The 22,627-nt window shown below is 68.8% G+C and carries 23 protein-coding genes and 1 riboswitch; of the genes, 14 read left to right on the top strand and 9 right to left on the bottom strand.

Translation table 11 applies throughout. The features are described from left to right. Positions 1–92: 92 nt before the first annotated feature. Complete coding sequence (locus J4573_RS30885; protein ID WP_208259420.1) at positions 93–830, bottom strand: hypothetical protein; 738 nt, start codon at positions 828–830, stop codon at positions 93–95. Positions 831–903: 73 nt separating this feature from the next. Next, positions 904–2,082: an MFS transporter gene (locus J4573_RS30880; protein WP_208259419.1), complete on the bottom strand. Its 1,179-nt coding sequence runs from the start codon at positions 2,080–2,082 to the stop codon at positions 904–906. A 100-nt stretch (positions 2,083–2,182) separates the two neighbouring features. Between J4573_RS30880 and J4573_RS30875 the strand changes: the two genes are divergently transcribed. Continuing rightward, on the top strand, positions 2,183–3,103 hold the full coding sequence (locus J4573_RS30875) for a LysR family transcriptional regulator (protein ID WP_208259418.1): 921 nt from the start codon (positions 2,183–2,185) through the stop codon (positions 3,101–3,103). 198 nt (positions 3,104–3,301) lie between these two features. After that, positions 3,302–4,756 carry a bifunctional lysylphosphatidylglycerol synthetase/lysine--tRNA ligase LysX gene (gene lysX, locus J4573_RS30870; protein ID WP_243773870.1) on the top strand — a complete coding sequence of 485 codons (1,455 nt, stop codon included), beginning with the start codon at positions 3,302–3,304 and terminating at the stop codon, positions 4,754–4,756. On the opposite strand, the gene J4573_RS30865 is transcribed toward lysX, so the two are convergent. Further along, positions 4,743–6,023, bottom strand: coding sequence for a cytochrome P450 (locus J4573_RS30865; RefSeq protein WP_208259416.1), 1,281 nt, complete (start codon positions 6,021–6,023; stop codon positions 4,743–4,745). The genes lysX and J4573_RS30865 overlap by 14 nt on opposite strands. Between J4573_RS30865 and J4573_RS30860 the strand changes: the two genes are divergently transcribed. Then, entirely contained in the window at positions 6,015–6,239 is a 225-nt protein-coding gene (locus tag J4573_RS30860; RefSeq protein ID WP_208259415.1) for a hypothetical protein, read from the top strand. The genes J4573_RS30865 and J4573_RS30860 overlap by 9 nt on opposite strands. Here J4573_RS30860 and J4573_RS30855 read toward each other — a convergent pair. Further along, the gene (locus J4573_RS30855) at positions 6,236–7,258 is read right to left on the bottom strand and encodes a LacI family DNA-binding transcriptional regulator (RefSeq protein WP_208259414.1); all 1,023 of its coding nucleotides are present in this window, start codon (positions 7,256–7,258) and stop codon (positions 6,236–6,238) included. The genes J4573_RS30860 and J4573_RS30855 overlap by 4 nt on opposite strands. Before the next feature lie 568 nt (positions 7,259–7,826). Between J4573_RS30855 and J4573_RS30850 the strand changes: the two genes are divergently transcribed. Further along, positions 7,827–8,057 carry a LuxR family transcriptional regulator gene (locus J4573_RS30850; RefSeq protein ID WP_208259413.1) on the top strand — a complete coding sequence of 77 codons (231 nt, stop codon included), beginning with the start codon at positions 7,827–7,829 and terminating at the stop codon, positions 8,055–8,057. Positions 8,058–8,622: 565 nt separating this feature from the next. On the opposite strand, the gene J4573_RS30845 is transcribed toward J4573_RS30850, so the two are convergent. Beyond that, positions 8,623–9,552: a C40 family peptidase gene (locus J4573_RS30845; RefSeq protein WP_307797029.1), complete on the bottom strand. Its 930-nt coding sequence runs from the start codon at positions 9,550–9,552 to the stop codon at positions 8,623–8,625. A gap of 87 nt (positions 9,553–9,639) precedes the next feature. Continuing rightward, a riboswitch (cyclic di-AMP (ydaO/yuaA leader) is annotated at positions 9,640–9,828 on the bottom strand. Positions 9,829–10,074: 246 nt separating this feature from the next. On the opposite strand from J4573_RS30845, the gene J4573_RS30840 reads away from it, so the two are divergent. The 8 genes from J4573_RS30840 to J4573_RS30805 all read left to right on the top strand — a co-directional run bounded on the left by J4573_RS30840 (position 10,075) and on the right by J4573_RS30805 (position 18,181). Next, positions 10,075–10,644, top strand: a complete 570-nt coding sequence (locus J4573_RS30840; protein ID WP_208259412.1) for an amino-acid N-acetyltransferase — start codon at positions 10,075–10,077, stop codon at positions 10,642–10,644. A gap of 3 nt (positions 10,645–10,647) precedes the next feature. Further along, on the top strand, positions 10,648–11,511 hold the full coding sequence (locus tag J4573_RS30835; protein WP_208259411.1) for an RDD family protein: 864 nt from the start codon (positions 10,648–10,650) through the stop codon (positions 11,509–11,511). Between the two features lie 7 nt (positions 11,512–11,518). Further along, the gene (locus J4573_RS30830; protein ID WP_208259410.1) at positions 11,519–12,109 is read left to right on the top strand and encodes an RDD family protein; all 591 of its coding nucleotides are present in this window, start codon (positions 11,519–11,521) and stop codon (positions 12,107–12,109) included. Positions 12,110–12,771: 662 nt separating this feature from the next. Then, complete coding sequence (locus tag J4573_RS30825; protein WP_208259409.1) at positions 12,772–13,092, top strand: histone-like nucleoid-structuring protein Lsr2; 321 nt, start codon at positions 12,772–12,774, stop codon at positions 13,090–13,092. A 358-nt stretch (positions 13,093–13,450) separates the two neighbouring features. Next, the gene (locus J4573_RS30820) at positions 13,451–15,964 is read left to right on the top strand and encodes an ATP-dependent Clp protease ATP-binding subunit (RefSeq protein ID WP_208259408.1); all 2,514 of its coding nucleotides are present in this window, start codon (positions 13,451–13,453) and stop codon (positions 15,962–15,964) included. A gap of 214 nt (positions 15,965–16,178) precedes the next feature. Beyond that, positions 16,179–16,970 carry an N-acetylmuramoyl-L-alanine amidase gene (locus tag J4573_RS30815; RefSeq protein WP_208259407.1) on the top strand — a complete coding sequence of 264 codons (792 nt, stop codon included), beginning with the start codon at positions 16,179–16,181 and terminating at the stop codon, positions 16,968–16,970. Positions 16,971–17,020: 50 nt separating this feature from the next. Continuing rightward, positions 17,021–17,686 (top strand): hypothetical protein, encoded by a 666-nt coding sequence (locus J4573_RS30810; RefSeq protein WP_208259406.1) that lies wholly within the window; start codon positions 17,021–17,023, stop codon positions 17,684–17,686. Between the two features lie 99 nt (positions 17,687–17,785). After that, a complete protein-coding gene (locus tag J4573_RS30805) occupies positions 17,786–18,181 on the top strand; it encodes a DUF3224 domain-containing protein (RefSeq protein ID WP_208259405.1) in 396 nt (131 codons plus the stop codon). Positions 18,182–18,226: 45 nt separating this feature from the next. Here the strand turns inward: J4573_RS30805 and add are convergent, their stop codons facing one another. The 3 genes from add to J4573_RS30790 are packed head-to-tail and all read right to left on the bottom strand — an operon-like array spanning position 18,227 to position 20,257. After that, entirely contained in the window at positions 18,227–19,210 is a 984-nt protein-coding gene (gene add / locus J4573_RS30800; RefSeq protein ID WP_208259404.1) for an adenosine deaminase, read from the bottom strand. 40 nt (positions 19,211–19,250) lie between these two features. Further along, positions 19,251–19,445 carry a DUF397 domain-containing protein gene (locus J4573_RS30795; protein ID WP_208259403.1) on the bottom strand — a complete coding sequence of 65 codons (195 nt, stop codon included), beginning with the start codon at positions 19,443–19,445 and terminating at the stop codon, positions 19,251–19,253. After that, positions 19,424–20,257, bottom strand: a complete 834-nt coding sequence (locus J4573_RS30790; RefSeq protein ID WP_208259402.1) for a helix-turn-helix domain-containing protein — start codon at positions 20,255–20,257, stop codon at positions 19,424–19,426. The genes J4573_RS30795 and J4573_RS30790 overlap by 22 nt, the downstream gene beginning before the upstream one ends. A gap of 107 nt (positions 20,258–20,364) precedes the next feature. Here J4573_RS30790 and J4573_RS30785 point away from each other — a divergent pair, with 107 nt between their 5' ends. Then, entirely contained in the window at positions 20,365–20,775 is a 411-nt protein-coding gene (locus J4573_RS30785) for an ATP-binding protein (RefSeq protein ID WP_208259401.1), read from the top strand. A gap of 71 nt (positions 20,776–20,846) precedes the next feature. On the opposite strand, the gene J4573_RS30780 is transcribed toward J4573_RS30785, so the two are convergent. Beyond that, complete coding sequence (locus tag J4573_RS30780; RefSeq protein WP_208259400.1) at positions 20,847–21,719, bottom strand: HhH-GPD family protein; 873 nt, start codon at positions 21,717–21,719, stop codon at positions 20,847–20,849. A gap of 67 nt (positions 21,720–21,786) precedes the next feature. On the opposite strand from J4573_RS30780, the gene J4573_RS30775 reads away from it, so the two are divergent. Then, positions 21,787–22,458, top strand: a complete 672-nt coding sequence (locus tag J4573_RS30775) for a hypothetical protein (RefSeq protein ID WP_208259399.1) — start codon at positions 21,787–21,789, stop codon at positions 22,456–22,458. Positions 22,459–22,627: the final 169 nt, after the last annotated feature.

Here is a 22,627-nt window from a genome sequence, read left to right as displayed (position 1 = left end):
GGCCTGTGCCGCCGGTGAGGCGGCGCCGCGCGGAGGCCGGAGGGCGCCAGGACGGCGGGGGGGATTGCCGTCTCGACCGCGCGGCGCGCCGGTCACCAGGGCGGGAGCCCGTTCCGGCCGTTCTGGTCGTTCCGTCGAGTGCGGGTGGCGGGAACGCGGCGCTTGCTCGTTCCGTAGCCGCGCAGGTCCGACACCTCCACCCGGTGCTTGAACGCCGTCGCGTCGAGGCCGGCGGCGTCGAGTTCCGCTGCGCCGCCCGCGTTCGCCGAGTTGGTCGCGGTCGCCGCGCTGAAGCCTGCCGTGCCGAGGCCGGCGATGCTGAGCTCTGCCGTGCCGAGGTCGGGGATGGGGCGGCCGATGCCGGGGAGGGTGTCCGCGCCGGTGTCGCCGTCCGTGTCCATGCCTGTGCCGCGTCCGGCGACCAGGAGGTCCGGCGGCACGTCGCGGTGGACGGGTGCGTTGCCGACGACCAGTGCTGGGCGGGGCAGGAAGGCGTGCCGGACCGTGGCGAGCAGCCACATCACGGCGATCGTGGCGAACAGGGCGCCGACGGCCGTCCCGTTCCCGGTGAACAGCCCCGCCACGGCGGCCACCAAAGAGGTGACGCCGAGCAGGCACATGACGGCGGTGTAGCCGGGCATCCGTTCGTCCTGCCCGGCCGTCCGCCCCATCGCGCAGCCCCCGAACACGCCGACGATGAGAAGCACGGCGGCCGTGCCGCGCGCCCCATCGATCAGCGGCAGGTCCGTTCCCCGCGCGTACGCCGCGTACAGGCCCGCGCTCACCGCCGTGACCAGCGTGGCGGTGGCGTCCTTCCCCGTGAGTCCCATGTCACCCAGCGTGTCCCAGGGGAAGCTCTGCGGCTTCGGGCGGAGGTCCCGAGAGCTTCGGGCCCTAAGTCCCTCAATCGCTCCTGCTGACCAGCGCCAGCGACGCCAGGGCCAGACCGGCGGCGGCGGTGAGCAGGATCGGGATGCTCACGAGCCTGCCCAGCTCGGTCATGATCACCGGGGCGAACATCCCGGCGTACACCAGCGCGTACGCCATCGCGGTGAGGCCCGCCAGCTCGCCCGGCTCGGCCATCCGCGCCACCTCGCCGAGGCTGTAGGTGAGCAGGAGGCCGTACGAGGCGCCGAGCAGGATCGCCACGGCCGCGTTCAGGACCGGCTGTCCCAGCTGGACCATCAGCGCGGCCAGGAGGAGTCCGGCGCCGGTGCCGGCCATCCCCACGCGGGCGAGCAGCCGCGGGTGCCGGGTCTCCAGCCGCCGCGCCACCGGCTGGGCCGCCATTCCGGCGGCCAGCGTCAGCGCGGTCATGAGGCCCGCGTACGCGGTGGGCAGGTGATGGACCGGCACCTGCGCCGGAAGCAGCGTGAACGCGCAGACCGGCGCCGCGAACACCCACGTCGCCACCGGCAGCACCCACCGCCGGAACCCGGGCCGCCGCACCCCGGCCAGCCGGAACCCTCTCCGGCCGCCGCCCGCGTTCGCCGCGGCGGGGCGGGTCTCGATGACGCGGAAGGCGAGCGGGACCGCGATCGCCATGATCACCAGGTGGGGGAGGTACGCGGTGACCAGCGGATCGGGGCTCCACTGGGCGACCAGAGCGGCGGTGAGCGGGCCCGCCCCGAAGCCGGCCGACACGGCCAGGGCCGTGAGGCGTGTCCCGGCGGCGGGCGAGAGCTCCTTGACCCAGGCCGTTCCGGCGGCCAGGACGGCGCCCGTGACGATGCCCGCCAGGAACCGGCCTGCGTACAGCAGCGCGGGCTCGGCGGCGCCCGCCATCAGGACCATCGTGACCAGTGCCGAACAGGCGGCGAAGGGGAGCGCGAGGCGCCGCCTGCCGTAGCGGTCCGAGGCCGGGCCGCCGAGCGCGAGGCCCGGGACGAGCCCGAGCGCGTAGATCCCGAACATGGCCTGAACGCTGCCTTCGCCCAGGTGGAGGCGGTGCGTGTAGAGCCCGAGCAGGGAACCGAACTGGTTGGCGCCCCAGCCGACGCCGAACATGATCAGCGCGACGGGGCGCCAGTCGGCGACGCGGGAGCGGGCGGGGGTGCTTGCGGGGCGAACGGCCGTAACCATGCCAACCGGTTTAGCCCCTGCACGTCCGGACGCGGCGGTCGCTTCAGGAATCGTGAATCCCGGGGTGAAGGCGGAATATCGGGCGGATACCGTGAAGGACATGGAGCTACGTCAGCTGGCCTCGTTCCTGGCCGTCGTGGAGGAGGGCCAGTTCGCCCGCGCGGCCGCGCGGCTGTTCCTGTCGCCGCCCGCGGTGACCGGGCACGTGCGGCAGCTCGAACGCGAGCTCGGCGTCCAGCTCCTGGAGCGCTCGCCGCTGCGCCTGACCGCCGCCGGTGAACGGTTCGTGCCGCACGCGCGGGCCGCGCTCGAGGCGGTGAACGCGGCGACCGACGCGGTGGCCGACCTCGGCGGCGACGACTCGGTCCTGCGGGTCGGGATCATGGGCCATGGCTCGGCCGAGCTGACCCCCGCCATCCTCCAGGCGTTCTACCGGGCCCGGCCGCAGACCCGCGTCTCGGTCGAGGGCCTCAACTACGACGAGCACGTGTCCGCCCTGCTGGAGCGCAAGGTCGACGTCGCGTTCGTACGGCCCGAGCCCGGCGACGAGCGGATCGTGGCCGACGTCATGACCACCGAGCCCCGGATCGTGCTCGTCTCGGCCCGTTCACCGCTGGCCGCCGCCGACCACGTCACGCTGGCCGACGTGCTCGACCTCCCGTACCTCAACGTCCCGGTCTGCACGCCCCAGGCGTTCACCAACTACCTGTACTTCATGGACGCGCGGGGCGGCGAGTGGCCGCGGCGCGGCCCGGACACCACCCGCAACCCGCAGGAATGCCTGACCAGCGCGGCGGCGGGCCGCGGTGTCGGCTCGGCGCTCTACTCGTTCATGCGCTTCCACCCCTGGCCGGGCGTGAAGTACCTCCCGGTCGTCGACGCGCCCTGGGACGACAGCGTCCTGGTCAGCCGCCGCGACGACCTGCGCCCCGCGATCCAGACGTTCCGCAACGTCGCCCGCTCCCTGGCCCGCGACCTCGGCCCCGTCCTGGTCCCGCCCCCGGTCCTCCCCGCCGCCTGATCCGCCGACGCTGATCCCCTGATCCGCCGACGCTGATCCCTCGCTGCGGCCCGTCTCCTCGCCGCCTGGGCGTCCTTGTCGCCGCGCCCCTCGGCGATTCATGATCGCCGCGTTACCGGAAGTCGTTCGCGGGGCATCGGGCGGGGTCGATAGCCTTGAGTCGTGAGTGACGAGACCTACGACGACCTTCCGGAGCAGATGCGCGTGCGCCGGGAGAAGCTCGACCGGCTGCGTGAGAACGGGATCGACCCGTACCCGGTGAGCTTCCCGCGCACCACCACCATCGCCGAGGTCCGGGCGAAATATCCCGAGCTGGAGCCGGGCACCGAGACCGGCGACAAGGTCGGCGTCACCGGGCGCGTCATGCTGGTCCGCAACACCGGCAAGCTCTGCTTCGCGACCATCCGGGACGGCAGCGGCGACCTCCAGGTCATGCTGTCGCTGGCCAAGGTCGGCGAGGAGCAGCTGGAGTTCTGGAAGCGCGAGGTCGACCTCGGCGACCACATCGGCGTCGAGGGCGAGGTCATCACCTCCCGGCGCGGCGAGCTGTCGATCATGGCCGACTCGTTCGCGATCACCTCCAAGTGCCTGCGGCCGCTGCCGGAGAAGCACGCCGGGCTGACCGACCCCGAGGCGCGGGTGCGGCAGCGCTACGTCGACCTGATCGTGAACGACGAGGCGCGCAAGATGGCGCACATCCGCAGCGCCACCGTGCGCGCGGTCCGCGACTTCTGGCACGACGAGGGCTACCTCGAGGTCGAGACCCCGATGCTCCAGCCGATCCACGGCGGGGCGGCGGCGCGTCCGTTCAAGACCCACATCAACGCCTACGACATGGACCTCTACCTGCGGATCGCGATCGAGCTGTACCTGAAGCGGCTCGTCGTCGGCGGGATCGAGAAGGTCTTCGAGATCAACCGCAACTTCCGGAACGAGGGCGCGGACTCCACGCACAACCCCGAGTTCACGATGCTCGAGGCGTACGGCACCTACCTCGACTACAACGACATGGCCGACCTCACCCAGCGGATGTACCAGCAGGCGGTCGTCGCCGCGCTCGGCACCTCCGTCGTCGTGCACGAGGGCCAGGAGATCGACCTCGGGCTGGAGCGGTGGCCGCGGATCACGCTGTACGGCTCGGTGTCGGAGGCCGTCGGCGAGGAGATCACGCCGCACACGCCGCTGGAGACCGTGCGCAAGTACGCCGACGCGCGCGAGATCCACTGGGACGCCAAGTGGGGCCAGGGCAAGGTCGTTCAGGAGATCTTCGAGGAGCTGATCGAGCACACGCTCGTCCAGCCGACGTTCGTCATGGACTACCCGCTGGAGACCTCGCCGCTCACCCGCCAGCACCGCGAGGAGCCGCTGCTCACCGAGAAGTGGGACCTGATCGGGTTCGGCACCGAGCTCGGCACCGCCTACTCCGAGCTGGTCGACCCGATCGAGCAGCGCCGGCGGCTGACCGAGCAGTCGCTGCTGGCCGCGGGCGGCGACCCCGAGGCGATGCAGCTCGACGAGGACTTCCTGCGGGCGCTGGAGTACGCGATGCCCCCGACGGGCGGCATGGGCGCGGGCATCGACCGGATGATCATGGCGTTCACCGGTAAGAACATCCGCGAGACCATCCTCTTCCCGCTGGTCAAGCCCGAGTGATGTGGACGGGGAGTTCGTCCAGGCCGCGCAGCACCAGGTTGTCGCGGTAGGCGAGCTCCCCGGTCTTCAGGGCGACTTCGCGTAGGTCGCCGACGTCGTGTTGGAAGAGCTTGCCGAGCGCGATCTGCCCCTCCAGGCGTGCGAGTGGCGCGCCCAGGCAGAAATGGATGCCGAGCCCGAACGCCAGGTGCCGTGACGCGTCGTCACGCCCGTACCGCGCCAGGTCCAGCCGGTCGGGGTCGGCGAACACCGCCGGGTCACGGTTGGCCGCCCCTGTGAGCAGCAGGAGCGGCTGGCCCTGCTTGATGAGCGTCCCGTTCAGCTCGACGTCCTCCAGCGCCGCGCGCAGCGTGAGCTGGACCGGCGGGTCGTAGCGCAGGAGCTCCTCGACCGCGATGCCCACCCGTTCCGGATGGGCCCGGAACCACTCCAGCTGATCCGGATGGCGCAGCAGCGCGAGCGCGCCGTTGCCGATCAGGTTGACGGTCGTCTCGTGCCCCGCGACCAGTAGCAGAACGCAGGTGGCGATGAGGTCTTCCTCGGACAGGACGTCGCCCTCGTCGGACACGGCGACCAGCGCGCTCAGCAGGTCCTCGCGCGGCTCGGCCCGGCGACGTTCGGCCAGCTCGCGGAAGTAGGCGGCGAACTCCTCACGCGCCTCCGCCCGCCTGTCCAGCTCGGACGCGGCGAGCATGAAGTCGGGGTCCAGGCCGCGGGCGAGCGTGTCCGACCACGCCTTGAACCGGTCCCTGTCCTCGGGCGGAACGCCCAGGAGCTCACTGATCAGGATCACCGGGAGCGGGTAGGCGAGCGTCGCCAGCAGGTCGACGTCGCCCTCGACCCCGTTCAGCAGCTCGTCGACCAGCACCTCGATGCGCGGCCGCAGCCGTTCGATGAGCCGGGCGGTGAACGCCTTACTCACCAGCTTGCGCAGCCGCGTGTGGTCCGGCGGGTCCATCGTCAGGAACGACCGGCGCCGCATCGGTGACTCGCGCCAGATCCCGCCGTTCTCCGGCCGATGCCCGAACCGCGGGTCGCGCAGCACGCTCTCGCACACCTCGTACGACGTCGTGACCCACAGCCCGACCTCGGTGCGCTGCAGCGGCCCGCCCGCCGCCAGCCGCCGGTAGTGCGTGTACGGATCGGCGCGGAAGGCGGGGTCGAACGGATCGAACCCCAGGATGGCGCTCGCATCAGGTGCCGCCGAGCCGGGTGTCGCCGTCTCGGCAGCGGTCGCCGTCGTCGCCGCCCCGGTCGTGTGATCCATGACGCCCAGTCATTCCGATCCTGGACGCCATGTCAATGCCGTACGCCACAGATCGAGGAGCTGATCGCCCCTCACCTCGCCGCGCTGATCGCCCCTCACCTCGCCGCGCTGATCGCCCCTCACCTCGCCGCGCTGATCGCCCCTCAGTCCGCCGGGCTGATCGGCCCTCAGCCCGCCGAGCTGATCGCTCGTCGTCTGATCGCCGGCGGCCGCTAAGCCGATTCGCGGATGACCAGCTCGGGGGTGAGGACGACCTGGCGGTGTTTGTGGCGCTCGCCCTCGGCGGTTTCGGCCAGGGCGAGTTCGGCGGCCTCGCGGCCGAGCTCCATGCGCGGCTGCCGGATCGTGGTGAGCGGAACGGCGGCGCTCGTCGCGAGCTCGATGTCGTCGTAGCCGATCACCGCGATGTCCTCGGGGACCCGGACGCCGAGCCGGAGCAGCTCGTTGATCATCCCGATGGCGAGCAGATCGTTCGCGCAGAACACCCCGGTCGGCACCGGCTTCAGCTCCAGCAGCCGCTGCGCGGCGGCGCGCCCCTCGGTCGGGGAGAGCGCCTCCTGCGTCAGCAGGATCAGCTCGTCGCCGCCCGCCTTGGCGAGCGTCCGTGCGGCACCGTCGCGGCGTTCGACGCACGGCAGCGGCTCGGGCAGGCCGGTCACGAACGCCAGCCGTTCGCGGCCGAGACCGAGCAGGTGACCGGCGGCGATGTCCCCGCCTGCCACGTGGTCCACCTGGGCCGAGCACACGTCGGGGCCCGCGTGGTCGAGCAGCACGACCGTCATGCCGGACTCGCGCAGCCGGTCGATGCCCGCCGGGCCGAGCCCGACCGGAATGATCAGGACGCCGGTGGCGCGCTGCTCCTCGAGCAGGTCGAGGATGCGGCGCTCCTTGTCGGCCGAGTGATCGCTGGTGAGCCACAGCGCGTCATGGCCCGCCGCGTTGAGCGCGCGTTCGGCGCCGCGGGCGACGTCGGTCGCGTACGGGTTGGTGAGGTCCTCGACCACGATCCCGTACGCGCGGGCGCGGCCCGAATCGGGTCGTTCGGGACCTTGTTCGGGACCCTGACGAAGGCGGCGGGCGGACTCGTTCCGGACGAATCCAAGTTCCTCGATCGCCGCTTGAACACGGTTACGGGTAGCTTCGGCCACGAGGTCTGGCCGGTTTAGGACATTCGAAACGGTCCCAACTGAGACGCCGGCACGCCTCGCGACTTCCCGAATACTGCTGGGTGGCAACTCACTCCTCGTCGACCCCGGATCTGTTTTCGCAGGTTATCGAGATTTCCCCCACGAGCCCCCGTTCCGTCCCTCACGGATGGTGAACATGGAAGCACACAAAGTGCCGAATCACCGCTTGACGGGCCGGATCCGGCCGCCTAGCGTTCCGAGCCGAAGCGTAGCTTGAAACGATTCACGATCATCGCCCGCGCGGTGGTTCGGAGAACCGGACGAGAAGGGATGGGCACGAGTGGCTGGCGATCATGACCCGTCCCGGACAAAGACGTCGCTCCTCGACGGCGGGGGACCGTCCACAACTTCGTGGGCGCGTCCGGCGCAGACGGAGAGGCGTCGTCGTCCGGTTGGCCAACGAGTGAATCGTTACCTGGAGTTCCCGTACGGCGCCCCGCAATCGACCCATCGGCCACCTCCGGCCAAGCACGCGACGAACAGAAGGAAACCGATGATCTAGGTCCGGAGACTCCGGACACCGGCAACCTAACGCGAACAGATCGAGGCCTATCCGTGCCTGTGTAGCGAACGGCTGCATCCCCGCGGTCATCAACCACGGACGAGGGAGGACGGAGTGGAACAGGCCACACTCGCACGTCGTACCACCGACGATCTGCGGCTGAACGAGGAGGAGATCAAGCTGCTCGCGCAGATCGCCAGCGGTGTCACAGCCGATGTGGCGGCACGCAAGCTCGAGCTGAGTGCGCGGACTTTGCGGCGCCGTCTGCGCACCATCTGCGACAGGCTCGAGGTCAACACCCCTATCGAGGCCGTGGTGTGGGCGGCCCGAAGGCAGCTGATCTAGCCCGGCAACCGAGCGACGAACTCCGTCCGCCCCCGCAGCGGCGACGCCCTCGTCCTGGCAGGTAGGTCCCTGCAGACAGCGTCGCCGCGGACGCGGTTCCGCCCCCCAGGAACATCCCCTCACCGTTCGCGCCTCCGGGCGCGGACACCCGCCGCGGGTCCCGCTCACCCGCGGCCCCTCGCGATCCCCTCACGCCCGCCGCGCCCCAAGGCCCGCCACCCGAGGCCAGGTGCGCGGCGCGCGCATTCCCAGAGGAGCGCCCTCGTTCCCAGGGGAGCGCTCTCGTTCCCAGGGGAGCGCTCTCGTTCCCAGGGGAGCGCTCTCGTTCCCAGGGGAGCGCCCTCGCCGCTCTGGAGTCGTGCGCGGCGCGCACATTTTCTGCCGCGCACATTCTTTCTTGGCGAACGAGCCCCGCCCTCCCAGGGGGCGACCCCAATTCCATTGTCGAACGCGCAGGTCAGGACGCGGTAGTGGAACGGCGTTCTGTGGATAACTTCTAGCCGGAACGCGTCGGAACCGGGGGCCTGAACTGCGGAGCGGAGCTGCGTGCCGGGACAGTTTGGGGTCAGGCGACTCGGACCGCGCCGGCGAAGGGGCGGCCGGCCATGGGGGCGATCTTGACGACGTCGCCCGTGTGGGGGGCGTGCAGCATCTTGCCGTCGCCGACGTACATGCCCATGTGGTGCAGGTCGGAGTAGAAGAAGACCAGGTCGCCCGGCTGCAGGTCGCCCTGGGAGACGTGCGTGCCGGCGTTCCACTGGCTGCCGGTGTAGTGCGGCAGGCTGATGCCGACCTGCTTGTAGGCCCACATGGTGAGGCCGGAGCAGTCGAACGTGGTCGGGCCGGCGGCGCCCCAGACGTACGGGCGGCCGATCTTGGACATGGCGTAGCGGAGCGCCTGGGCGCCCTTGCCGTTGCCGACGACCGGGAGCTTGCCGAGCTGGGTCGGGTCCTTCTTGACCAGCTTGCCGCGGACCTTCTCGTAAAGGTCGGTGACCTTCTTCTGCTGCGACTTCAGCTGCTTCTGGAGCTGGCCGACCTGCTGGGCGCGCTCCTCGGCGGCCTTACGGGCGCGCTGGGCGGCCTGCATGGCCTGCATCAGGCCCTGGACCTTGGTGCCGTCCTGCGCCGCGAAGTAGTGCAGCGTGGCGGCCTGGTCGAGGAGCGCCTGGGGGTCCTGTGAGGCGACGAACGAGACCGTGGGGTCCGCTCCGCCCTGCATGTAGCTCGTGGCGGCCAGGCTGCCGACCTTGCCGCGTACGCCGTCCAGGGACTTCTCCTGGCGCTCCGCGTTGTCCTTGGCGACCTGTGCGGCGCGCTGGGACTGCTGCAGCTTCACCTTGAGACCGTTGAACTGCTCGGTCATCTGCTCGAGTTGATCAGCGAGCTTGGTGGCCTGGGACTTCAGGTCCTTGGTGGACGGGTCCGGATCGGCGTGTGCGGCGGTCGCGGGAACGGTCAAAGAAGCGGCGGCGAGCGCACCGGCCAATGCCACGGAACGAAGACGGAATCGAGTGACCCGTCCGCGGCGTGAAACACCGGCAGAGTGCGAAAAGGATGCAGGGCGCAATGGCTCCACTAATTCTCCTCTCCTCGTCCGCCTACCGAGTTAGCTGACGGGTTCGGGCTGGAGAAGCCCGTCCGCGCGCATGCGTGAACAGGGTCACGTGGCTACGGATTCACCCCAGTCGGTGTCGGTTCCGGTGTGTCCGGACCTCTCCGAAAGTGGGTCCCCGGCTCCCCGGAACGCTGGCTGCGGCCCGTGGACTTCGGCGGTTCGGCCACTGCGAGGCGTGGCCGATGTCAGCGCAGGACACTAACGGAGTCGGCGTTGGATGCCAACCAGAACATGCGAATTGGCAGGTGACGCTCGTACGAGATGTGCGTTCCATCACCTTCCGGGGCAAGCGCACGGCGGGGCGTAGTCTTTTTTGTCTAGTCACCCGGCCGTCGTTACCAACGGTAAGGGTCCAACAACCACAGGTAAAGGCGCCACGTTCGATAATCTCGCCTGTTTGTGGAAGTCGTGATCCGGCGGGCTCGCACCGCCGACGTGCCGGGGATTCGTGGTTTGGTCGATCTGTACCAGGGTCCCGGTCGTCGGCTGCTCAACAAGACCAACGTCAACCTCTATGAGGACCTTCAGGAGTTCTGGGTCGCCGAGAACCTCCAGGAATCCCCTGAGGAGCCAGGAAGTCCTGAGGGGCCTGAGCAGGGCCGGACGGCAGGCGGTGGCCGCATTGTCGGCTGCGGTGCCCTGCACGTGATGTGGGACGACCTGGCCGAGGTCCGTTCCGTGGCCGTGCAGAAGGGATACGGCGGCCGCGGGATCGGCCACCGCATCGTGAGCCGGTTGCTGGAGACCGCGCGGGAACTGGGCGTTGAACGAGTGTTCTGTCTTACCTTCGAGGTGGACTTCTTCGCCCGTCACGGCTTTCAGCCGATCTTGGGGACGCCGGTGTCGCCCGAGGTGTACGAAGAGCTTCTTCGTTCATATGACGAAGGTGTGGCGGAGTTCCTGGACCTGGACCGGGTCAAGCCGAATACGTTGGGAAATACCCGGATGTTGCTTCGCCTGGAGGACTGACCGATGAGCGACTCCCCCCACCGTGGACGGCCGCCGTACCCCCAGCAGCAGCCCGGCCCCGGACAGCACTGGCAGGGCGGGCAGGCCCCGTCGCAGTGGCAGGGCGGCCAGCCGCCGCCTCAGCAGCAGCAATGGCAGCAGCCCCCGCCCCAGCAGCAGTGGCAGCAGCCCCAGGGCGGCGGCCAAGGCGGCGGCCAAGGCCAGTGGCAGGGACAGCCTGAGCAGCAGTGGCAGCGGCAGAGTTTCGACGAGGTCGCCGAGGCCGCGCAGCTGCCGCTGGCGCCGATCTCTCGCCGCGCCGGGGCCAGGCTCATGGACTACCTGCTGGTCTCGGTCTTCGGTTTCGCGCTGATCCTGCCGATCACTCTCGGACTGATCGGGCTCGATACGCCGGGGAAAAAGGGAACCGACGATGGCGCCATCTGGAACTGGCCCATCTTCTTCACGATGTTCTCCGTACTGGCAGTGCTGCCTTTCGTGTACGAGGCGGTCCAGCTCTCCCTGTGGGGCCGAACGCTCGGCAAGCGCGTCCTCGGGCTCGGCGTCGTTCAGATGCGCCCGGCAGGGGAGGCCATCACGACCACCCAGGCCGTCTGGCGCGCGGCCATCAACAACCTGGCCTACCAGGTCGTCGTCTTCTTCTTCCTGATCCTGGCCGTCAGCGCGTGGGAGTACTTCGCGTACGGCATGCTCCTCGGCTGGGCGGGCGCACTCATGGCCTATTTCTGGGCCGTCTGGGACCAGCCCCTGCATCAGGCCCTGCACGACCGTTTCGCCGGCACCGTGGTGATCGACGAGCGCGGCGTGTACGACGAGGAGGGGTACTCGGAGTACGACGAGTCCCAGTACAGCGAATACGAGGGCTAGCCGCCCGATGGCCGAGACGCCTACGGAACGCGGGCCCATAGAAGAGGACGACCAAAGCCCTGCGGAAGTAGCCGGGCCTAGGCCGCCGCAGGAAGTGCTCGCCGATCCGGGGCAGCGTCTGCTCGCCCGGATCGTCGACACGCTCATCGTCGGATTGCCGGTCGTGATGGTGATCCGCGAGGTCGTTCACGGACATCACGCCGAAGTGATCGCCACGCCCATCGTGGCCGGTGCCCTATTTCTCTATGAGTGGCCTCAGCTCGCGCTGTGGGGGCGGACGCTGGGGAAGCGCTTCGCGGGCGTTCAGGTCGTGCGAGAGGGTGCGGCGGCCCCGCCCGCGCCTGACGAGTCGCCCGGCGGGTCCGGCGATCGTTCTGAACGTTCTGAGGGGCGTGTCGGGGTATTTCGGGCGTTGCTGCGCGCCGGTGTGTACGCGGCCCCGATCGCGGTACGGCCCGTTCCGATCCTCGGGATCATCGGCGGCCTTTTGTGGGTGGCGAACGCCGGCGCCTTGTACGAAGGCGACAGGCGCCAGGCGGGACACGATCGGCTCGCGGGCACGGTCGTCGTCAAACGGCCCGGCCGGTCCGGTTCTTGACCACCACTGGTGTGCGGCGAGCCACGTACGAGCCACGTAACGGCATCACGGGCGTGACGAGAATGCGGGATTTTGCGCTGATATAGGCCGCCGATGATGAGGTGCGGCCACCATGATGAGCTGCGGCCAACCCTCATCCATCTCTCATCGTCAACGGCTTTCGCCATGGCAGCCACTGCCGAAATCTATCGACATCACCGGCGGACCGGTCCACAACGCCCGGGGCGACTCTTTCCTTGCCGTCCGTGGCGTGGTTAGTACCGTTACGTCAGGGTTAAACGATGGTCCCGGGATGGGTGATGCCCTGCCCGTTAAGGTGCGGCCGGGCCCTTTTCTCTCCCGCCTGGTACCCGCCGGGGAAAGCCCCGCGTCTTCGATACCCGATCCAATGCAAGATCAGGATGCCTGGTCAGGAGCGTCTTCGGTGACGCCCGTCACGTCGAAATCCGGGCGCCCGGTTGCGGTGCCGGACAATTCATGCGCACCGGCCCCTCGCTCTCGGCCAGTACGTATCGCCGGGATGGCTGATTCGTTGACCTTGATTACGTGGAGTTACCGCCGGGGAAGGAAACTTCATCGCGAGTGTTGAATTGTCATCGCCGCACATCCCAGTATATCTTTGTCAACCGAATGCAGTTTGCTCCAGCGAAAGGTCTGTCCCCATGGCACAGAAGGTTCAGGTGCTTCTCGTCGACGACCTCGACGGTGGCGAGGCGGACGAGACCGTGGCGTTCTCGCTCGACGGCGCCTCCTACGAGATCGATCTCAGTAGCGCCAACGCAAAGAAGCTGCGGGATTCTCTGCAGCCGTTCGTGGAGAAGTCGCGTAAGGCCGGTACCGTCCGTCGTCGCCGTCCGCGTGGCGCCTCCAGTCGCGAGCGGAGCGCCGACATCAGGGCCTGGGCCAAGCAGCGCGGCATCAAGGTCAACGAGCGCGGCCGTATCCCGCAGCAGGTGGTCGAGCAGTACGAAGCGGCCCACTGACGCACCTCGCTTCGGCGGCCCGCCCCACCAATGCTGGGGCGGGCCGTTCGCTTGTGGCGTAGCGTTCTGTGGGTTGTTCCGCCGCACGTGAGGTAGACAGGCAACAAACAGCCAATCCGAGCTGTGCACAGGTCTCCGCTCCCCCTGTTGAACGACCTGCGGAAAGCTCTCGTTCGCTTGGGGCGTAGCGGGAACATGACGCACCGACGCGGTAGTTGGATGAGGATGAACAGCGCATAGCTGGGGAACGTCTCCTGGTGGGAGTGCACCGGGCGGCCTCCTCGGGGCGGGCTAGCATGCGGAAGGACAGGTTCGGACGTTCCGGACTCTGCCCAACCGCTCTGTGAGGAGCGACGAGATGTTCGAAAGGTTCACCGACCGCGCGCGGCGGGTTGTCGTCCTGGCTCAAGAAGAGGCCAGGATGCTCAACCACAACTACATCGGCACCGAGCACATCCTCCTGGGTCTGATCCACGAGGGTGAGGGTGTGGCTGCCAAGGCATTGGAGAGCCTGGGGATCAGCCTTGAGGCGGTGCGCCAGCAGGTCGAGGAGATCATCGGCCAGGGTCAGCAGGCGCCGTCGGGGCACATCCCGTTCACTCCGCGTGCCAAGAAGGTGCTCGAGCTTTCGCTGCGCGAGGCGCTGCAGCTCGGCCACAACTACATCGGCACCGAGCACATTCTGCTGGGATTGATCCGTGAGGGCGAGGGCGTCGCAGCCCAGGTCCTTGTGAAGCTCGGCGCGGACTTGAACCGCGTCCGGCAGCAGGTCATCCAGTTGCTCCACGGCTACCAGGGCAAGGAGCCGGCCGCCTCCGGCGGGCCCTCCGAGGCCGCGCCGTCGACGTCACTCGTGCTCGACCAGTTCGGCCGCAACCTCACACAGGCCGCCCGTGAGGGGAAGCTCGACCCGGTCATCGGCCGGGACAAGGAGATCGAGCGGGTCATGCAGGTGCTGTCCCGCCGCACCAAGAACAACCCGGTGCTGATCGGCGAGCCCGGCGTCGGCAAGACCGCCGTCGTCGAGGGCCTGGCGCAGAAGATCGTCAAGGGCGAGGTGCCCGAGACGCTCAAGGACAAGCAGCTCTACACCCTCGACCTCGGCGCGCTGGTCGCCGGCTCCCGCTACCGCGGTGACTTCGAGGAGCGCCTGAAGAAGGTGCTGAAGGAGATCCGCACCCGCGGCGACATCATCCTGTTCATCGACGAGCTCCACACGCTCGTCGGAGCGGGCGCGGCCGAGGGTGCCATAGACGCCGCGAGCATCCTGAAGCCGATGCTGGCGCGCGGCGAGCTGCAGACCATCGGCGCGACGACGCTGGACGAGTACCGCAAGTACCTGGAGAAGGACGCCGCGCTCGAGCGCCGCTTCCAGCCGATCCAGGTCGCCGAGCCGTCCCTGTCGCACACGATCGAGATCCTCAAGGGTCTGCGCGACCGCTACGAGGCGCACCACCGCGTGTCGATCACCGACAGCGCGCTGGTCGCCGCCGCGCAGCTGGCCGACCGCTACATCAGCGACCGGTTCCTGCCGGACAAGGCGATCGACCTCATCGACGAGGCCGGTTCGCGGATGCGCATCCGCCGGATGACCGCGCCGCCGGACCTGCGCGAGTACGACGAGAAGATCGCGGACGTGCGGCGCGAGAAGGAGTCCGCGATCGACGCGCAGGACTTCGAGAAGGCCGCCGCGCTGCGCGACTCGGAAAAGCAGCTGCTCACCCAGAAGGCGCAGCGCGAGAAGGAATGGAAGGCCGGCGACATGGACGTCGTGGCCGAGGTCACCGACGAACTGATCGCCGAAGTCCTCGCCACCGCCACCGGCATTCCGGTCTTCAAGCTGACCGAGGAAGAGCAGACCCGCCTCCTGCGCATGGAGGACGAGCTGCACAAGCGGGTCATCGGGCAGGAGGACGCCATCAAGGCGCTCTCGCAGTCCATTCGCCGTACCCGCGCCGGCCTGAAGGACCCGAAGCGTCCCGGCGGCTCGTTCATCTTCGCCGGCCCGTCCGGCGTCGGAAAGACCGAGCTGTCCAAGACGCTCGCCGAGTTCCTCTTCGGTGACGAGGACGCGCTGATCCAGCTCGACATGTCCGAGTTCATGGAGAAGCACACCGTCTCCCGGCTGTTCGGTTCTCCGCCCGGATATGTCGGTTACGAAGAGGGCGGCCAGCTCACCGAGAAGGTGCGCCGCAAGCCGTTCTCGGTCGTGCTCTTCGACGAGATCGAGAAGGCGCACCAGGACATCTTCAACTCGCTCCTGCAGATCCTGGAGGACGGTCGCCTGACCGACGCCCAGGGCCGCGTCGTGGACTTCAAGAACACGGTCATCATCATGACGACCAACCTGGGGTCCAAGGACATCTCCAAGGGCGTCTCGATGGGCTTCGCCCGCTCCAACGACGAGCAGGGCTCGTACGAGCGGATGAAGGCCAAGGTGGGCGAGGAGCTGAAGCAGCACTTCCGCCCCGAGTTCCTGAACCGCGTCGACGACACGGTCGTCTTCCACCAGCTCACTCCGAAGGAGATCATCGAGATCGTGGATCTCATGATCGCCAAGGTGGACGACCGGCTGAAGGACCGCGACATGGGTCTGGAGCTCAAGCAGGACGCCAAGGACCTGCTGGCCGAGCGGGGCTACGACCCCGTCCTCGGCGCCCGGCCGCTGCGCCGGACGATCCAGCGGGAGATCGAGGACAACCTGTCCGAGAAGATCCTCTACAACGAGCTCAAGGCCGGCCAGATCGTGATCGTCGGCACCGAGGGCACCGGCGAGGAAGCCAAGTTCACGTTCAAGGGCGTGCCGAAGCCGAACGGCGTGCCGGACAGCCCGCCGCCGATCGAGGGCGCGGTCAACTTCAACAAGGACTGACCAAGCCGCCAAGGCCGACCGTGTGAGCCGCCAAGGCCGGACGCATGAGCCGCTGAGGCTGATCGCAGCGGCCGGCCGCCAAGGCTGAACGAGAGGGCCCGCACCACACCGGTGCGGGCCCTTTCGCGTTCCCGGGGCGCGTCGGACGAACGGCCGATGCGCATTCATGGATCGGTATGGGCTGAGATCGCGATTACCGGTAGCGTTCGCGACCATGAAGCCTCGTCGTGGTCTCTGGGTCGGTATGGTCGCGGCGTCCGCCGCCGGTGTCGCGGTGACGGGGGTGGCGCTCGCCGACGGGTCGCATGCCGCCCGTACGGCCACGGTCGCGCAGGCGCGCCCGCTCGCCGCCAAGCCGCTGTCCGGCAAGGTGATCGTCATCGACCCGGGCCACAACGGTCACAACCACCTCCACCCCAAGGTGATCAACCGCAAGGTGCCCGCCGGCGGATTCAAGAAGCCCTGCGACACCACCGGAACCGCCACCACGTCCGGTTACGCCGAGCACGCCTACACCTTCGACGTCGCCACCCGCCTCGCCAAGATCCTGCGGGCCCAGGGCGCGACCGTACGCCTCACGCGCCCGAACGACCGTGGCGTCGGCCCCTGCGTCAACGACCGCGCCGCGATCGGCAACAAGATGCACGCGGACGCCGCGATCTCCATCCACGCCGACGGCGCCCCCTCCTCCCGCCGCGGGTTCCACGTGATCCTGCCGGGCTACGTGAAGGGCTACACGGGGCCGATCGTCAAGCCGTCCAAGCGCCTCGGCCTCGACATCCGCGCCGCGTTCCACAGGCTCCAGCCGTACGCGAACTACGTCGGCGGCGACGGACTCGACACCCGCACCGACCTCGGCGGCCTGAACCTCTCGAAGGTCCCCAAGGTCTTCATCGAATGCGGCAACATGCGCAACCGCACCGACGCCGCGCACATGAAGAGCGCCGCCTGGCGCCAGAAGGCCGCGAACTCCCTAGCCGCCGGAATGGCCGCCTACCTCCGCTGACCCGAAACGCCTCGCCCGGAAATGTCAGACCCACGACCTAGCATTCGAATATGCGTTCGAATCTGCTCGGTTCGGCGGCCGACTTCCGGCACCCCCGGAGGCGCGGCCCGGCCCTCGACGCCCACGTGGCGCAACTCTTCATGCGGGACATGAGGGCCGCCGCACCTTCCCAGCTACCGATCTTCCGATCGAACCTGCAGGGTGAGCTGCTGGCCCGCCTCCTGCTCGGCCCCGACCGCGAGACGACCATGCTCGACCTCGCCGTCATGCTCCGTACCGACCTGGGCTCGGTCATCCGCGAGGTCGAGCGCCTGGCCCGCGCCGGCCTGGTGACCCGCCGCCGCACCCTCGCCGGCCGTACGGTCGCCCGCGACACCTCCAGCCCGCTGTACGAGTCGCTCGCCCGGCTGGTCATGCTCACCTTCGGCCCGAAGGCCGTCGTCGCCGAGGAGTTCCTGATCCCCGGCGTCCAGGAGATCTACCTCTTCGGAGCCTGGGCCGCCCACTACGACGGCCTCGGCGACGAACCACCCGGCGACGTCGAGGTCCTGGTCATCGGCACTCTCCGCCCCGACCGCGCCTTCGATGCCGCCCAAGAGGCCGCCGCCCGCCTGGGCCTCCCCGTCCACCCCGTCGTCCGCACCCCCGCCGAGTGGCGCGAGGACGACGACCCGTTCCTCCGCGAGATCCGTGCTGGTCACCTAACACGCGCTTGACCAGCAGGCCGGGCGGGGTCCCTCCCACCCCGCCCGGCCCCCAAATCACGCACCCCTGCGGGTCAGGGAGGTCCGGGGGAGAGGCTAGCCTCGGCGGTCATGAGTGATCCGCAGGTAGAGCGCACTGTTGAAGCCAAGTTCGAGATCGTTGATGTCAACGAGAGCCAGTACGACGAGGGCGCCGAGGGCCCCAAGCTGACCCGGGTCACGATCCGAAAGCGCTACCAGGGCGTGATCGAGGGAACGGGTGTCGCCGAGGTGCTCACGGCCCAGGGCGGCGCAGGAGGCGGTTACGTCGCCTCCGAACGCATTGAGGGCACGCTCGACGGTCGCCAGGGCACCTTCGTCATCCAGCACTGGGGGCTGGCCGACGGGACCGACCAGAGCAGCGACGGAAGCATCGTCCCGAACTCCGGAACGGGAGAACTCGCCGGGATCGCCGGTCGCGCGATGGAGCGCGAGTTCCAGGTACTCACGCTGGTCTACACCGGGTGAGCTCAGCGTGCCCCTGCCGCGACGGCTCACGCCGTCCGGGCCTGGTCAGCGGACGAGCCAGGCGGTTACCTCTTTTTGGAGGCGGGCCTTGGTGGGCTCAGGGGCGAACGAGGCTTGGATGCCGTTGCGGGCGAAGGCGGCCAGGGCCGCGTCGTCGTAGCCGAGGGCATCGCGGACGTGGCCGTACTCGGCGGCGAGGGGAGTGCCGGTCATCGCGGGGATGTCGGTGTTGATGGTGACGACCAGGCCGGCTTCCACCAAGCGTGGGAACGGGTGCTCCTCGAACGATGGTGCGAAGCCGAGAGCGACGTTGGAGGTGGGGCAGACCTCCAGCGGGATTCGCCGGTCACGGACCTCCGCGACCAGGTCAGGGTCGTCGAGAACGCGTATGCCGTGTCCCAGGCGTTCGGTACGGCCAGGGCCGAGCGCTTGCCTGATGCTCGCAGGACCCTCCGCCTCGCCCGCGTGGTGGACGACGTGGAGCCCGGCCTCACGTGCCGCCGAGAAGACATCCACGAACGGATCGCCAGGGTGCGCCTCATCGCCGGCCAGGCCGATGGCCACGACCTCCTCGTGACCTCGGGCGAGCTCCAGGGTGTTCCAGGCCCGTTCGACCGAGCGGCGGCGGGAGTGATCGAGGAGGAGCCGGACCTCGATCCCGAACTCGGCCTGACCCTTGCGGAAGCCTTCCAGTACGGCGATCAGCGGCATTTCCAGGTCGCCTAGGCGCTCGCCATGCGCGGCAGCGGTGAACGACACCTCGGCATAGCGGGTGCCCTGCGCCGCCTCGTCCTGGCAGAACTCGTACGCCACCCTCTGGAAGTCGGCCGCCGTGCGCAGGCAACTGCGCACCAGCTCGTTCTGCAGGAAGAAGTCAGCGAATCCACCGAACGCGTAGGTGCCGTCGCCCAGATGCGCGGGAACCTCCACACCGTTCGCCGCTGCGATCTCCCGGAGCGTCGACCACCGAACGGCGCTCTCCAGATGGACATGCAGATGCGCCTTCGGCAGCGCCACAAGATCACGCATGCGACCACCCTAAGAGGCCGCATACATCAAGGTCACCCGGTTATTCGGTGCCCTTGATCCGCTGAGTGAACGCTCTCCAAGCGGCCCGGTCAAAGCCCAGCCTGGGCCCGTCCGGATCCTTGCTGTCCCGGACGAGAACGATGTCAGAGCTGCGCGCGGTCTCGATGCACTCTCCTGTGGAGCCGCTCCGACTTGCCTTACGCCATTGGAGCGTCAGGGGTTCCGGTCGATCCATATGTGGCTCATTGCTCCTGTGATCATGCCGATCGAGGCCTCGGGGGAGAGAGCTTCGGCCTTGAGCTGATCGTAGTTGAGCGTGGCCCATTCGAACTCATCAGCTTGATCGATCAGTCGGCCGCTGTCGCGGCAGAGCGCGTATCCGACGGGTGGCTCGTCACTGAACTCGAAGATCGTGAACGCTCCGTCGATTCCGGCATGCTCTCCAGCAGCGAACGGGAGTACCTGAATACGGATGTTGGGTCGGCGCCCAAGGTCGCGCAGTCGCTGGAGTTGAGCACGGGTGACATCGACGCTCTTGACGGGCTGTTTCACGGCGGCCTCGTGCAATATGACCGAAAGCTGGGGTGGCTCCGCACGCTCCAGGATTTGTTGCCGCTTCATCCGTTCGGCGAGACGTTCTTCGATTACTTCCGGAGGATCCATGGGCCGCCCCGCCTTCAGGATGGCGCGTGCGTACTCCTCGATCTGAAACAGGCCCGGGACCAGGTGCATCGACCACATGTTGATTCGACGTGCCTGGCGCTCCAGATCCAGGTAGCGCTCGAACCATCGAGGTTGAGAGCGAACGAGCTCTGCAAGGTGAGCGAGGACCTCTGGTAGGCCGTAGACCAGGTCGGCCTTTTCCGGGAAGCCTGCGGGCGGGCTGCGCCGGGCGGTCTCCACGCTGGCGACTGTGGACAGGGACCAGCCGAGTTCTTCGGCGAGCCGTTCCTGCGTCCAGCCGAGGCGCTCGCGGAGGCGGCGGATCTCGGCGCCGAAGTAGGAGGCCAGGGAGGCGTGGGGGTCGAGCTCGCGTGGTGCTGGCATTGGACAACTCCGTTGTACGGGCCGTTCGGTCCCTCAGCGTAATCGGGCGATGACACGCTGATCGGGAATTGGGAAATCCAGTGATCGGCCCGCGAAAGGAACCCGGCATGTCCAGTGCGCTTCCGGCTCCGCTGAAGAAGGTGTGGCTCGGCAACCGGCCCGAGTCGGCAGCGCAGGCGCGGCACGAGCTTCTGCTGACGGCTAGAGCGCTCGGGCTCGCGGCCGACGTTGTCGATCGGCTGGAGCTGTGCACGAGCGAGATCGTCACGAACGTGATCCAGCACGCGGACTGCTCCCTGCTGACGATGTGTTTCACGCGTACGGCCGAACGGCTTCGCGTGGAGGTGAACGATTCCAGCGCGTCGATGCCGGTCTCGTCCGATCCCGATCTGTGTCAGGAGACCGGCCGCGGGCTGTTCATCGTGGCGCACCAGTCCGACGGCCATGGCGCGTACCGCACCAGGGCAGGCAAGACCGTCTGGTTCGAGGTGATCGCATGGCCTGGGCAGAAACGGTGACTCTGGCGGCGAGCCGCGTCAGAGGGTGTGGAAGACCTTGCTTCCGGCCCCGTCGATGCGCTTTGTGGCCGTTAGGAGGGCAGGGCGTAGCGGCCGTCGTCTAGGGGGTCTACCAGGCCGTCGGCTATGAGGGTGTCGAGGGCTCGTTCGCGCTGGATGGGGTCGGACCAGACGATGTCGAGGGCGGGCTTCTCTACGGGGCCTTCGGCGTCGCGGAGGACGGCCATGAGGCGGCCTCGGCATTGGCGGTCGGTGCCGGCGTAGGTCTGGCCTCGGCGGGGTGGGCCGTCGTACGCGGGGCGGCCTTCCAGTTGCCAGGTGCACTTGTCGAGGACGGGGCAATCGACGCAGCGGGGCGTACGGGCCGTACAGACCAGGGCGCCCAGCTCCATGACCGCGACGGACCAGAGAGCGGCGGTCGGGGGATCGAGGGGGAGGAGCGCCTCGGCGGTGGCGACCTCGGCCTTGGTCTGGGACTTGGGCGGGTACTCGTCGCCGGAGATCAGGCGGGACAGGACGCGGCGGACGTTGGTGTCCAGGACGGCGTGGCGCTGGCGATAGGCGAAGCTGGCGACGGCGGCGGCGGTGTACGAGCCGATGCCGGGGAGGTCCAGGAGCTCGGCGTGGGAGGACGGGACCTCGCCGTCGTGGCGTTCGGTGATCGCCTTGGCGGTGGCGTGCAGGCGGAGCGCGCGGCGGGGGTAGCCGAGGCGGCCCCAGGCGCGTACGGCCTCGCCGGAGGGCTCGGCGGCCAGGTCGGGCGGGGTGGGCCAGCGCTTCATCCACTCGTGCCAGACGGGCATGACGCGGTTGACCGGCGTCTGCTGAAGCATGATCTCGCTGACCAGGACTCCCCACGGGGTGGCCGACGGTGAGCGCCAGGGGAGATCCCGGGCGTTCGACTCGTACCAGGCGAGGATCGGGTCCGTATAAGCGGTGCTCATGATGAGCGACCATTCTGGCACGGCGGGTCGCCACCTCAACGAAGATCAAAGAATGCATACTCTCGGTATGGGTTCGGATACTGGACGTGATCCCGAGAGCTTTGGGCTGGACCAGTACTGGCGGCGCAGGGTCGTCGCGCTCGGCGGGGTGATCGGCACCGTCGGCCTGGTCGCCTGGGCGTGCACCGCGGGTGGTGGCGAGGACAAGAAACAGCAGCAGCCGCTGAAGAACGCCGCGGCGGTCGGCAGCTCCAGTCCTGGGGTGCCGAGCGTTCCCGCGGCGACGCCGACCGTGACGGTGACCGCGACGGCCAAGGTGACGCAGCCCGCCACCGCCGCCAAGAAGGACGGAGACGCCTGCGAGCCGGGCGCCGTCGTGGTCAACATGACTTCCTCGGCGGAGACCTACACCAAGGGCCAGATGCCGCAGTTCCAGCTCACGGCCGTGAACACGGGCGGTCGCGCCTGCACGTTCGACGTGGGCGCCAAGTCCCTGGACCTGCGCATCACCTCGGGCTCGGATCGCGTCTGGTCCCGCTCGCAGTGCGACACCGGCACCGGTTCCTCGATCCAGATGCTGAAGCGCGGCATCCCGTTCGCCGGAACCGTGACCTGGGACCGCAGGCGCGCGAACGGCCAGTGCCGCGGCAAACGCGACACGGTCCGCCCGGGAACCTACGTCGCCCAGGTGAAGGCCGACCACGTCAAGGTGAAAAAGCAGGTCTTCCGCCTCCGCTGACCCCTGCTCGCCGCACGCCGCCGAGTCGGTTGGCAGCAGTGATGTTGGCGCCCTGGCGGCGGTGCCTCGGTGTCAGTCGCGCCGCATGTGTTGTCGCGCCGGGTGGCGGGTGCCGGGTGTGGCGGTGTTGTTGGCTGCCTGTGGTTCTTAGGCGGGCCGTACGGGAGGG

Source organism: Actinomadura barringtoniae, from assembly GCF_017573505.1.
Classification (GTDB): Bacteria; Actinomycetota; Actinomycetes; order Streptosporangiales; family Streptosporangiaceae; genus Spirillospora; species Spirillospora barringtoniae.
The sequence above is the reverse complement of the archived record's forward strand: the minus strand, read 5'-3'. Positions and strand labels throughout refer to the sequence as shown.